Origin of the sequence: Roseovarius spongiae, from assembly GCF_003651245.1 — a bacterium.
GTDB classification, from domain to species: domain Bacteria; phylum Pseudomonadota; class Alphaproteobacteria; order Rhodobacterales; family Rhodobacteraceae; genus Roseovarius; species Roseovarius spongiae.
In genome coordinates this window covers 846,668-858,883 of the sequence record NZ_RAPE01000002.1, presented here as the reverse complement: position 1 = coordinate 858,883, position 12,216 = coordinate 846,668, and the positions used below count along the sequence as shown (strand labels likewise).

Genomic DNA, 12,216 nt, shown 5'->3' with positions numbered 1-12,216 from the left:
CTCAGTCTTCCTCTCGGTTCAAGAAAAATCGCACCATCTCGGCGCTGGCGTCAGGGCCTTGTGCATCGGTGTAGGAGCCGTCCGCGTTTCCGCCCGACCATGCATGGCCCAGCCCCTCGACCGTCCATTGCTCCAACAGGACCTTGCCCTGCGCGTCCGTGGCTATGCGGCGTTGATAGCTTCGCCCTCCTGCGTTTCCCTCGGCCTGCGTCTCGACAGTCTGCGGCGCTCCGGCCAGGGCCTGTCGCGCGACCGCCTCAGCGTTCGAACGATGCACGGTGGCGTCCGCGGTTCCGTGGAACAGGATGCACCGAACAGGCTGCCCGGCGCCCGGGATCTCCGTCGCTTGCGCACCGTTCCCGGCCATCGCGGCAAAGGCGGAGGAAACATCGCGCGCCGCGCCATGCGCGAGGCCCGAATGCACGCCCACGGCCGCGAATACTTCCGGATAGGTTCGCGCCAGGATCATCGCCATCGCGCCCCCGGCGGACAGCCCCGCCACGAAGCAACGCTCGGGCGGCACGGCGAATTCGGCCAAGGCTTCCCGCGCGATGCCGGCGAGGATCGCGGGCTCGCCCCTGCCCTTTCGCTGATCGCCCGGGCTGAACCAGTTCCAGCAGGATTGCGCGTTGTCGCGGCGCGATTGCTGCGGATAGATCACGATCAGACGGTGTGTCTCGGCCAGCGCGTTCATGCCGGCGCCGATGGCGAAATCCTCGGCCGACTGGGTGCAGCCGTGAAGCATCATGACCACCCCTTCGACGCCCTGCGTCGCCGATGCCGGCACATAGGTCCGAGAACCGCGCGCGCCGGCCGCGCAGGCGAATCTGCCCGACCTGAACGCAGCCCCCTCCGGCATGGGCGCCGCCGACGCGGGCGGCCCGGCTTGTGCGCCGAGACGTCCCATCAGCGCCTGCAGATCCGCCAGCCCCCCGGGCCCTGACGCCGGGGCGTCCGGGCCGGCGGCCAGCCCGTGCTGCGCCAGCGTGCGCTGCACTAGATCGTTGGCGGCGGCAAGGTTCGCAGCGCGCAGGTTTCCCTGCGCCGGACGCTTTGCGCCGACGTTGAACTTCATCATCTTCTTTTTCCCTTTGCTAAGGGCGTTACCGCATACGGTCGGCAAGCGCCTTCTTGATGTCGGGGCTGGCCTGGACCGCCCCCAGGACAGTGATCGACGCTATGGTGTCGCGCGCAAGATCGGGCGTCACATCCGCGTCGAAGCGCGCGAGGCCGACGACCTTGACATGCAGCATCTCACCCTTCGCCTTCAGCGCCTCCAGCTCGGCCCGGCTGTAATCGCGCAATCCCAGCTCCATCGTGTGTCGCTCGATCGTCTTGGTGACGGCGTCACCCTGCGTATCGAGCTGGTTGCGAATCGCGGTGCGGATGAAATCGCTGCGGTTCGAATAGAACCCCTCCTGCACCAGCAGGTCGATCCGCCCCAGATCAACATAGCCGAGGTTGATCGTGATCTTTTCATTGTCGGGGAACTTGTCACTGATTTGCCTGACATTCCTCATGGCGTCACCTCCATCCATATGGATGGTATATGGATGACCTGCGCAGGGTTCAAGGGGTCATCCGTTCAATCGATGTTTTTCCGAGCTCGCACGATGCGCGGCGATGCCTCGGGTCCAGACGGCGCGCACGGCGGCGCCGGCAGCGCGACGGCATCGTTTCGCACCGAAGCATGATGGCCGATGCGAAGACGATCGATTATCGCGCGTTTCTTCCCCGAGAGATGAAAATCTCCTCAACGGCGTCCTGCAGGATGGCGCTTCCGAACGGCTTGCTCAGGACCTTGCAGTTGCCCAACGTCGCGGCGGAAGGGACATCGACATCGCCCGTCGCGAAGATCACCGGCAGGTCGACATGCGCGGCCCTCGCCTCCTGCGCCAGTTCCTCGCCTGTCTGGTCTGGCAAGCCGACATCCGTGATCAACACGTCCACCAGCTCGGAGCGCAGCCAATCGAGCGCCGCGCGCGCGCTGGCGGCTTCCAGCACTTCGTAGCCGGCCTCGCGCAACTGTTCCACCATGTCGAGCCGGATCAATGCGTCATCCTCGCAGATCAGAACGCGCGGGCTATCTGTCGTTTGCGTGGTCGGGGCCGCGCCCTCGGCCTGATCGGAAACCACCTCGGCGTCCGGCGCGGCGACACTTACCGCAACGCCATCGCTTCCCAGAACCTCGCGGATCTTCTGCGCCAATTGCAATTGCGTGTAAGGTTTCTCGAGCAGCTGCACCCCTTCATTCAGCCGGCCGCCCTGCACGATGGCATCCTGCACGAACCCGGAGGCGAACAGCACCGGGATCCCCGGCCGCATCTCGCGCGCCCGGTCCGCCAGCACCTGGCCATTCGTCTCTCCCGGCATCACGACATCGGTGAACAGAAGATCTATCGCTCGCTCTTGCGCCAACAGATCCAGCGCCTCGTTGGCGTCGGAGGCCTGAAGAACGGTGTAGCCAAGATCGCCCAGCATGTTGACGGTGACTTCGCGCACCTCGTCGTCATCCTCGACCAGCAGGATCGTCTCCGATCCGCCCGACAAATCGGCGTCGGCGACGGCGCGCGTCGTCTGCTCTTCCTCGCGCGAGCGGGGCAGATAGATCCTGATCGCGGCGCCCTCCCCGACTTCGCTGTCGATCGTGACGTGACCGCCGGACTGTTTCGCGAACCCGTAGACCATCGAAAGGCCAAGACCTGTGCCCAGACCATCGGCCTTCGTGGTGAAGAACGGCTCGAATATCCGGTCCAGAACCTCGGGCGTCATTCCGCAACCGGTGTCCGCCACCGTCAGGCAGGTATATTCGCCGGGCTTCGCATCGGGATGGGTCCGCGCAAAGGCTTCATCCAGTTCCGCATTGCTTAGATCGATCGTCAGCTTTCCCTGCCCGTCCATCGCATCGCGCGCATTGATCGCGAGATTCAGCAGGGCGTTCTCCATGCTGTTGCGATCGATGCTGGTATTCCACAGCCCGTCGGCACTGCGTATTTCGAGCTCGACGCCTTCGCCAATGGCGCTGCTCAGAATTTCCGAGGTGTCATTGACCAGCCGATTCAGGTCGGTGACCACCGGCGCAAGAGGTTGCTTGCGCGCAAAGGACAGAAGCTGAGAGGCGAGCGTCGCGCCACGCTCGACGCCTCTCATGGCCTGATCGAGGCGTTCCCGCGCAGCAGAGTCCGGCGGCAGGTTGCGCATCGCGAATTGCAGATTGCCCGTGATGACCTGTAGCAGATTGTTGAAATCATGCGCGATCCCGCCTGCGAGGCTCCCGATCGCCTCGAGTTTCTGACTTTGGCGCAGCGCCGCGTACAGCTCCTCCAATTCGCGGTTCCGGCGTTCCACCCTCGCTTCCAGAGAGGCGTTCACCTTGGCGATTTCCGCCTCGATGTTCTTGCGTTCTTCGATATCGGTATTGGTGCCGACCCAGCCGGTCAGCGTCCCGTCCCTGGTGCGCAGGGGCGAGGCCCGGACGATGTGCCAGCGATAACATCCATCGTTCCTGCGAATGCGGAATTCGGTTGCATAGGTGACGCCTTCCCGAATGGCGGCGGCCCATTTTGCCTGTGTCCCTTCGATGTCGTCGGGATGCACCACCCGCGCCCAGTCCGCGCCGTAAAGCTCGCCCTCGCGGTGGCCGGTGTATTCATAGGTCCGTTTGTTCAACCAGGTCAGTCCGCCATCCTTGTCGGCCGTCCAGACCTGGTTCGGCATGGTTTGGGCCATGACCCGGAACTTATCGCGTCTTGCGGTCAGCTCGGCTTCGGCGATCTTCTGGCCCGTGATGTCGTGCCCCTGCACGAAAATGCCCGTCCGCTGGCCCGTGTCGTCATTCAGAGGGTGAAAAACGAAATCGACGAAATGCTGCTCTGGCGGCACATCCGGAGAGGCCTGGATCTGCGCGGGCATCCCTGTGAAAGAGACCGGCTCGCCCGTCCGATACACCTGATCGAGCAACTCGACGAAACCTTGACCCTGGATATCGGGCAGCGCGTCGCGGACTGGCAACCCGATCACCTCCCTGCCGCCAATCAGATCGGTATAGGCCTGGTTCACGATCTGGAACACATGCTCTGGACCGTTCAGAACCGCCATGAAGCTGGGGGCCTGGTCGAACGCGGTCTGGAAGAAATCCGTCAACCTCCCAAGAGCCAGATTCTCGGTTGCGACGGCATCGGCGCGGTGCACCATCGCGGCGCTGCGGGCAAGCCCCTCGGATTCCGCGACCTGTTCACCCCTGACAAGATCGGTCACATCCATCGTATTCTGCAGAATGTACTCGACGCGCCCCTCGGCGTCCGGGATCGGGGTATGCGTCGCGCTCCAGTAACGCTCGACATCGCGGCCGTCCTCGTCCTTGATGGGATAGGGTATCAGCGGCAGATGGTCGGCCTCTCCGGTTTCCAGCACGCGACGGAAGGATCCACGCAGCATCCGCTCGGACACGGAGGCGGCGGGTGCGGGAAAAGCTTCGGTCACGAGGCGTCCGATAAAGGCCTCTCGCGGGCGTCCTATGACCTTCTGATACGCGTCATTGGCCCAGATCATCCGCAGGTCGGAGTCAAAGAGAACGTAGGGCGAAGGCGCATGCGCGAAAAGTGCGTCCAAGTCTATCTGCAAGGTCAGGGCCCACCTCTCGGCAAGGGTTGGCTTTGGATCAGAGTATGAAGCGAGGCGACAAGCGTTTTCAATCGTGAAAAACCGGTTCGAGGTTTGGCAAGCGCGCGCTTCCGGACGGCGCCGGCCTTATCCCGGACAAGGGGCCACCATCCCGCCCTGACCAAAACCGGCTCGCCCACCCGATCACTCATCCAGCGGCGCCCGAAATTGTTCAGACGTTCATGAGCCAATAATGTTGAGCGATCCGCATTCCTTGTTGCCATCGGGATTTCTTCGACTAAACTCTTTCCATTAATTGCGTGATTGTAAATTTAGTATTTTAGTGGCGCTGCCTGGCGGCGGGCCGATGGCCGATCAACGATTTCGGCCGACTCTCCGGCTCCGGACGGCAAGGTGATGGTGACGGTCTCTGCTCTTCTCGTCAACCGATCCGGTGCGTGACGCTGGATCGCGCGGCGCGGGTATCGAGGCGCCGAACCACGCCCTGCGAACAAGCGCCTGCTTAACCGTCGCCGTGAAACGGCGGCAGAAAGCATTGGCATGATCCCGGTCTTCAGACCCTCGATCGATGATGACGAAATCAACGCGGTCACCGATGCGATGCGAAGCGGATGGATCGGCCTTGGCCCGAGGACGGCCGAGTTCGAGGAACGTTTCGCGGCGTTCTGCGGCGTGCCGCACGCCGTCGGCCTGAATTCCGGCACCGCTGCGCTCGACCTCGCGATGAGGCTTCTGGAGATCGGCGAGGGCGACGAAGTCGTCGTGCCGACGATGACGTTCGTCTCCACCGCCCATGTCGTCGCGCTGAACCGCGCGACGCCCGTCTTCGCCGACAGCGATCCCGTCACGCTCAATATCGACCCGAACGACGTCGCCCGCAAGATCACGCCACGGACCAGGGCGGTCATTGTCACCCATTACAGCGGCCGGCCGGTCGACCTGAACCTTGTCGCCGCCGCCGCACCCGGGCTGCCCATCATCGAGGATTGCGCCCACGCCGCGGGCGCGACCTTCCAAGGGGCTCCGGTCGGCGGGATCGGCGTGATCGGGTGCTTTTCGTTTCACGCGGTGAAGAACCTTTCAAGCGGCGAAGGGGGCATGCTGACGACCCGCAACGCGGCGTGGGCCAAGCGCGCGCATTCGCTGCGCTGGCTCGGGATCGACCGGTCGACCTGGAAGCGCGCGCAATCGGCCGCCGGCTATCGATGGCGCTACAGCGTCACCGAACTCGGCCTCAAATGCCACATGAACGACATCGCCGCCGCCATGGGGCTGGTGCAGTTGCGCCGCCTTGCCGAGTTGAACGCGCGGCGGCGTTCGCTCGTGTCACGCTATCGCGCGGGGTTGAGCGGCATAGCCGAACTCTCGCTCCCGCCGCAGGACGATGAGACCTTCCGCTCGAGCTGGCACCTGTTCTGCATCCAGTGCGAGCGGCGCGACGCCCTCGGCGCCTACCTGGCGGAACACGGCGTCGGCACGGGCGTCCACTACATCCCGATCCACACCCACGAATGCTATGGGCGCCAGCCCCCGTTGCCGGTCGCCGAAGATCTTGGCGAGCGCATCCTGACGCTGCCGCTCTATCCCGATCTGCAAGGATCGGACGTGGACCGCATCACAGGGCTCATTCAGGGCTTCTACCGGGCGGACCGCGGAGATAGACCCGCGCCCCCTAGACCGTCCTATCGGATTCCGGGGACACATCCCCCCAGGGCGTCATGATCTCGGTCGCGCCGCAGACCCGCCCGGCCCGAGGCGATCGCCGGCCATATTGACAACCGATACGGCGTCTTCGATCATGAACAAGCACTTGCATGCTGATCGCAGCGTGGCGTCCTTGCTTGTAGCATCGGATTTTCGATCGGTATGCGCCCCGCCCTGTTCGGCGAAAACGCGAACGTGCCGGGCAAGCGATCTCGGCGGATCAGGGAAGGGAAATGGCGTCCAGCGCACTGCCCACCAATCTGAGTGACAATGTCCACCACCAGGCGGGGTTCCTGCCCGAGTGGGATCAGCAATACATGCAGATGAGCCGCGGAGAATTCAGCGGCTCCGTGACCAAGCTGCGCAGCGGGGCGATCTGTCTCTTCGATGAGCAGATGAACCGGCAGGTCTTCCAGGTGGGTGGGCTGCCGGAGGGCAAGGTCGGCTTCGGCCTGCCGGTCAGGATCGCCGGAAACAGCTATCTCTGCGGGCAGGCGACCGAGCTGGGGCGCCTGCTGGTCTTTTCCGGAAGCTCCGGCTTCGAATTCCTTTCACCGCGCGATTTCAGGTTCTTCGGGGTCGAAATTGATGTGACCAGAACGGACGACCTGATGCTGCGCCGCCTGGTCGAGACGCTGAAAGCCACCTTCGCGGCCTGCGGGCGGTCCATAGAACTGAACGCCGGCGCGGAATACCTGCTGCGGCAATCGCTGTTCTCGGTCTTCGACTTCGGCCGCAAGGCCGAGATCGAGAACGGCGACAGGTTCAACCGGCAGATCGTCGGCGCGGTGCTCGATTGCCTGCCGGACGCCGGAGACCGCGAAATCAGCGTCGAGAAGCACTGGGATACCGTTTCGCGGATGCGCGACCTTGTGCATGGCAACCCGCTCTGCCCCCGCACCGTGGCGGAGGTCACCGCCGAACTCGGCGTGTCGCGACGCACCCTGCAGAACGCCTGCCGCGACATACTGGATGCGAGCCCCGTGCAATTCCTGCGCGCCCTTCGGCTGAGCGAGGTGCGCCGCGCGATCGCCGACGCCCCGTCGGTCACGGATGTCGCGACACAGTATGGTTTCTGGCATCTGGGTTATTTTTCTAGGGACTACAAGGCGATGTTCGGGGAAAGTCCGTCCTGCACCCTGCGCCGCTACCAGCAGCGCGCGGGCGCCGCTCACGCCTGATCGGGCGTTTTTCAGCCCCGCTCGACCAGCCCGCGGCGCAGGTAGATATCGGCGGCGCGCTCCACGAACTCCGCGATCTGCCGCGCGCCGTAGTCGCGGCGCAGCATCTCTGCCTGTTCCGCCAGTTCGCGATGCGTGCGAACCCGCCCGGGGCGCAGCATTTCGTAGGTCTGCATGATCACGTCCTGCGGCACGTCGATCAGTTCGGCCGCGCGTTCGAAATTGCGCGCAAGCGTCTCGCGCCCGGCGTCGCGGGCGATGGCGGCCTGAGCGTGCAGCGCCTCGGGCGTGATGCGCAGATCCTCGATCCCGACGCGGCCCTCCATCACCGCCTCGAGCGTGACTTCGTCAAGCGTGCGTCCGCGCGGGCCGCGCAGGTCGTCGCCGTGCTTCTCGGCCAACGGGTAGTCGGCGACGGTCGGGGTCTTCATGCCGCGCCCTCCCCGCCCGTTCCAAGGAACTTCACGGCGACCGGTTCCGGCGCGCGATCGGGGTCGACCAGCGACGTTTCGATCGCGTGGATGATCGCCACCTGCGCGTGGAAGCGCGCGCCGAGCGCCTCGCCCTTCGTCGGCACCAGCACCGGTTCGACCTCGCGCTCCAACGCGTAATCGGCGGCGTTGCGCCCCAGCCCCTCGTAATGGTCGAGCGTGGTGATCGGCGCGTTCGAGAACAGTTCGAGGTTGTTGTGCGGCAGCCGGTCGCGCGCGTGGATGATCGCCGTTCCCTTGGCCTGAAGGCCGATGCCGATGCCCGACCCGGCCATGCGCGCCGCCGAGAGGCCAAGGAACGACGTGTCCGCCGTATGGTGCATCCGCACCACGCGCGCGACGCCCCCTGCCCCCTCGACCCCGCGGATGAGACAGGCAAGAACCTCCGACAGGTTATGCCCCCCGGTCGTGCGGAACAGTTGCAGCCCGAAGGCGGGGCTGATGCCGATCACGACCTCGTTCCCGTCGCGCCCGATCTCGGCGTCGCCGCCGTCGAGATAGGCGATGCGCCGCGCCTCGGCCTTCTTGTGCAACGCCTGGTCGCGCAGAACCTCGTTCTGGCCCAGCGTGTCGCGGATGCCGCTGATCGCCTCGCGCCGCGCCTCGTCAAGACGGTAACCGGTGCCGGGGCCGCCATATTCGTTGGGGTCGTTGATGGCGCTCACCACCTGTCCGTCGCGCACGATGGCCGAGGTTTGCAGGTAATCGCCCGACACGCGCAGCTTGACGAGGTTGAGAAGGTTTCGCGCCTCTTCCTCGAACCCGCGTTTCGCAAGCGCGCGGATCACGTCGATCACCGTGAGGCCGCGCCGCTCGATCTCGGCGCTGATCCGCGTGGTGGCGCCGGTCGAGAAACTGTCGGTCTCGCGCGAGCCGGACGCCTGCACGACGCTGGTTTTCATCGCCTCGGTGGGTTGGGCCAGATCCAGTTCCTCGAACACCGCCGAGATCGCGTCGACCGCGCGCCGCCGCAGTTCCAGCGCCGAGGTTTCGGTCAGCGGCGTGAGGCCGCCATCGGCCTCGAAATCGCGTTGCAGGACGAGAAAATCCTCAAGCTCCTCGCCGTTGAAGAGCGAGGCGTTGAACGAATTGTCATAGGACAGGATCGTGCCGAAGCCCGAGCAGATGAAATCCGAGCCGGCGACGAGATAGGGCATGATCTTGGCGCCCACGCGGATCTCGGATTCGGTGGCGCGGGCGTCGTTTCCGCTGGCGCATTCAAGGTCGAGCCAGACCGCCAGCAGGTTCTCGGCCATCATCTCGCGCATGCCGCCGGTGATGGTGGCGGTCAGCGGCGCGCCGTCGATGCCGCCGTTCTGCGTGCCCTGCACCCCCATCCCGCGTTGCAGGCAGAGGCAGCGCGCCTCGAGGTAGAGCAGCGATTTCGCCTCGTGAAACCCCATGAGCAATTCGGCCCCGCCGCCCGAGGTGCAGCGCGCCTTGATCCCGCGCGACGCATAGGCCGCGACGAGAAACGCCTTCGACCACGGCGTGTCGTCGCCGTCGGTAAAGCTCTTCTCGGTGCCGTAGACCGAAACGGTTTCAGCGTAGGAGGTGAATCCCGCCATGCCGATCCGCAACTCCTCGGCCTCCTCGCTCGAACATTGAAAGAGCGTCCCCCACCGCCCCACCGAGGAGCCGACGACGCAGGCCATCGCGTTGGCCCAGGAATTGCGCGCCACGCGCATCGTGGTCTCGATCTCATCGAACCCGAGGCCGACCGCGATCGCCGCATCGGCGGCCAGTTGCAGCGGGTCGTCCTTGGCGTTGGTCACGTGCCCCTGGTTGCCGGGCCGCTCGCGCGGGCGCATCTTGGAATAGGCGAACGCGATCTCGAGCGCATTGAGCCGCGACACCACGTCGGCGAGCTTGGCCGGCGTCATGCCATGCGCCAGCCGCACCAGCTCGGTGCGCGGGACATTCATGTCCACCAGCATCCGCGCGACCTCGGCCGAGTCCATCGCCATCGCCTCGGGCGCGATCTCCGGGTCGAGGTGGTGATCGGCGATGAAGGCGTCGATCATGTCGAAATCATGGGCGAGCACGCCATCCATCGCGGCGATGCGCCCTTGCGCGATCTCGACCCCGGGGCTGGGGTCCGAGGGGCTGCGGAACGCGGCGAACCCGTGTTCCGCGTCGTCCCGCGCGAACCGGTCAAGCCGCAGCGGACGCTCATCCCAGTCGGAATAGCGCCGCCACCTGTTGGGAAGCGGGGTCCGGGTCATCCCGGGGGCCCTCCGGTCGCCGTGGCAGGCATCGCGTCAAGCGATTCCGGCACCGTCTGTCCGCCGTCGATCACGATCTGCTGCCCGGTGATATAGGCCGCCTCGTCCGAGGCGAGAAAGAGCACCGTATTCGCGATGTCATCGACCGTACCCAGCCGGCGCAAGGGAACGCTGGCGATCATCGCCGCCATGTAGTCCGGCCCGTTATCCTCGAACCCTTCGGTGATGATGTTGCCCGGCAGCACCGCGTTGACCGTGACGTCAAGCGGCGCAAGCTCCATCGCGGCGGAACGAAGGAAGCCGAGCTGCCCCGCCTTCGAGGCGCCGTAATGCGTCCAGCCGCGATACCCGGTGAGCGGTCCGGTGATCGAGGAGGTCAGGATCACCCTGCCGCCGCCGCGTTCGCGGAAATGCGGGATCGCCGCCTTCACGGCAAGGAAGGCCGAGCGCAGGTTCACCGCCATGACCTCGTCCCATTCGGCGGGCGACATGTCCTCCATCGGCGTCTGCGGATAGACCCCTGCATTCGCGCACAGGATGTCGAGCCCGCCCTGCGCCTCGGCGGCGCCGTCGACCAGCGCGCGCACGCTGTCCCAGTCGGCCACGTCGCAGCAGGAGTGGCGCAGTTGCGCGCCGTCCGTCTCCATCTCGGCGCGGGCGCGCTTGAGCCCGTCCTCGTGGCGCGCGGCCAGCGTGACGCGCGCGCCCTGGCGCGCCAGCGCCGCGGCGATGCCCCGCCCGATGCCCTTGGATGCGCCGGTGACGATCGCGCTGCGGTCCTTGATCGGGGTCAACATGGTCGGTCCTCCTGCTGATGCGTCAGCCCGCCGGCAATTCGCCGGACAGGGCCGCGAGATAGAGATCGCGGAAATCCTCGTGGGTGAGCGGCCGCGGATTGGACGCGGTCGAGGGATCGTCAAGCGCCTTGGCCGCGATCGCGTCCGCGTCCCTCCCGTCGAGCCCGAGATCGGCCAGCCTGTGCGGGATTCCCAGCCCCTCGCGAAAGCGCAGAAGCCAGTCCATGAAGCCGGCAAACCCGCCCTTGATGCGCAGGTGATGGGCGATGACCTCGACCTTGGCTTCAATCGCGGGGCGGTTGAACGCCACCACGTAGGGCAGGATCACCGCGTTGGCGAGCCCGTGCTGCACATCATAGAGCGCGCCCAGCGGATGCGCCAGTGAATGCACTGCGCCCAGTCCCTTCTGAAAGGCCACGCCGCCCATCATCGCGGCGGCGAACATGCGCATCCGCGCCTCCACGTCGGCGCCGTCGCGGCAGGCGACCGGCAGGGTCTCGCTGATCAGCCGCAGGCTCTCGAGCGCGATGGCGTCGGCCATCGGGTGGAACCGCTCGACGCAGTAGGTCTCAAAGCTGTGGGTAAAGGCGTCCATGCCGGTCGCCGCCGTCAGCGCCGGCGGCAGGCCGAGCGCGAGTTCGGGGTCGCCGATGACGATGGAGGGCAGCATCCTGGGATGAAAGATGATCTTCTTGACCAGGTCCTGCGAATTGGTCAGCACCGCCGCGCGCCCCACCTCCGAGCCGGTCCCGGCGGTGGTCGGAACCGCGACGATAGGCGCAATGGCGTCGGCGTCGGCCCGCGTCCACCAGTCGCCGATATCCTCGAGATCCCAGACCGGGATGCTCTGGCCCTGCATCAGCGCGACGAGCTTGCCCACGTCCATCGCCGATCCCCCGCCGAAGGCGACGACGCCGTCATGCGCGCCCGCGTGATAGGCCTTGATCCCGTCGGCGAGGTTGCGGTCGGTCGGGTTGCCCTGCACGTCCGCGAACAGGCCCGCCTCGAGCCCGGCCGCGCGCAGCGCGCCGAGCGCCTCGCGGATCATGGGGTGGTCGGCCAACCCCCTATCGCTTACCAACAGCGGCCGCGTTAGACCCAGCGCGCGGCACGCGACGGGCAGCTCGGCCACCCGGCCCGCGCCCGCGCGGATCTCGGTCGGGTAGGTCCAGATCCCTTCGAGCGGATACGCCAT

9 protein-coding genes are annotated in these 12,216 nt (G+C 65.9%); 2 read left to right on the top strand and 7 right to left on the bottom strand.

Annotation, left to right across the window (positions count from 1 at the left end; translation table 11 throughout):
- Position 1: 1 nt before the first annotated feature.
- From D6850_RS10850 to D6850_RS10840, 3 genes are all read right to left on the bottom strand, one after another.
- The gene (locus D6850_RS10850; protein WP_121166661.1) at positions 2–1,078 is read right to left on the bottom strand and encodes an extracellular catalytic domain type 1 short-chain-length polyhydroxyalkanoate depolymerase; all 1,077 of its coding nucleotides are present in this window, start codon (positions 1,076–1,078) and stop codon (positions 2–4) included.
- A 25-nt stretch (positions 1,079–1,103) separates the two neighbouring features.
- A complete protein-coding gene (locus tag D6850_RS10845) occupies positions 1,104–1,520 on the bottom strand; it encodes a CopG family transcriptional regulator (protein ID WP_121166659.1) in 417 nt (138 codons plus the stop codon).
- Between the two features lie 196 nt (positions 1,521–1,716).
- Positions 1,717–4,611 carry a hybrid sensor histidine kinase/response regulator gene (locus D6850_RS10840; RefSeq protein ID WP_245964155.1) on the bottom strand — a complete coding sequence of 965 codons (2,895 nt, stop codon included), beginning with the start codon at positions 4,609–4,611 and terminating at the stop codon, positions 1,717–1,719.
- A 552-nt stretch (positions 4,612–5,163) separates the two neighbouring features.
- Between D6850_RS10840 and D6850_RS10835 the strand changes: the two genes are divergently transcribed.
- The gene (locus D6850_RS10835; protein WP_121166655.1) at positions 5,164–6,345 is read left to right on the top strand and encodes a DegT/DnrJ/EryC1/StrS family aminotransferase; all 1,182 of its coding nucleotides are present in this window, start codon (positions 5,164–5,166) and stop codon (positions 6,343–6,345) included.
- 215 nt (positions 6,346–6,560) lie between these two features.
- The gene (locus D6850_RS10830; protein WP_121166653.1) at positions 6,561–7,508 is read left to right on the top strand and encodes a helix-turn-helix domain-containing protein; all 948 of its coding nucleotides are present in this window, start codon (positions 6,561–6,563) and stop codon (positions 7,506–7,508) included.
- 11 nt (positions 7,509–7,519) lie between these two features.
- Here D6850_RS10830 and D6850_RS10825 read toward each other — a convergent pair whose 3' ends face one another.
- From D6850_RS10825 to D6850_RS10810, 4 genes are read right to left on the bottom strand one after another with little or no spacing between them, the layout of a single operon-like run.
- The gene (locus D6850_RS10825; RefSeq protein WP_121166651.1) at positions 7,520–7,939 is read right to left on the bottom strand and encodes a diol dehydratase small subunit; all 420 of its coding nucleotides are present in this window, start codon (positions 7,937–7,939) and stop codon (positions 7,520–7,522) included.
- Positions 7,936–10,224, bottom strand: a complete 2,289-nt coding sequence (locus tag D6850_RS10820) for a propanediol/glycerol family dehydratase large subunit (protein WP_121166649.1) — start codon at positions 10,222–10,224, stop codon at positions 7,936–7,938. The genes D6850_RS10825 and D6850_RS10820 overlap by 4 nt, the downstream gene beginning before the upstream one ends.
- The gene (fabG, locus tag D6850_RS10815) at positions 10,221–11,021 is read right to left on the bottom strand and encodes a 3-oxoacyl-ACP reductase FabG (protein WP_121166647.1); all 801 of its coding nucleotides are present in this window, start codon (positions 11,019–11,021) and stop codon (positions 10,221–10,223) included. The genes D6850_RS10820 and fabG overlap by 4 nt, the downstream gene beginning before the upstream one ends.
- Before the next feature lie 22 nt (positions 11,022–11,043).
- Complete coding sequence (locus D6850_RS10810) at positions 11,044–12,216, bottom strand: iron-containing alcohol dehydrogenase (RefSeq protein WP_121166645.1); 1,173 nt, start codon at positions 12,214–12,216, stop codon at positions 11,044–11,046.

Coding starts and splice junctions, on each gene's coding strand:
- D6850_RS10850 (WP_121166661.1), bottom strand. CDS start 1,078: ATGATGAAGTTCAACGTCGGCGCAAAGCGTCCGGCGCAGGGAAACCTG.
- D6850_RS10845 (WP_121166659.1), bottom strand. CDS start 1,520: ATGAGGAATGTCAGGCAAATCAGTGACAAGTTCCCCGACAATGAAAAG.
- D6850_RS10835 (WP_121166655.1), top strand. CDS start 5,164: ATGATCCCGGTCTTCAGACCCTCGATCGATGATGACGAAATCAACGCG.
- D6850_RS10830 (WP_121166653.1), top strand. CDS start 6,561: ATGGCGTCCAGCGCACTGCCCACCAATCTGAGTGACAATGTCCACCAC.
- D6850_RS10825 (WP_121166651.1), bottom strand. CDS start 7,939: ATGAAGACCCCGACCGTCGCCGACTACCCGTTGGCCGAGAAGCACGGC.
- D6850_RS10820 (WP_121166649.1), bottom strand. CDS start 10,224: ATGACCCGGACCCCGCTTCCCAACAGGTGGCGGCGCTATTCCGACTGG.
- fabG (WP_121166647.1), bottom strand. CDS start 11,021: ATGTTGACCCCGATCAAGGACCGCAGCGCGATCGTCACCGGCGCATCC.
- D6850_RS10810 (WP_121166645.1), bottom strand. CDS start 12,216: ATGGCGTATCCGCTCGAAGGGATCTGGACCTACCCGACCGAGATCCGC.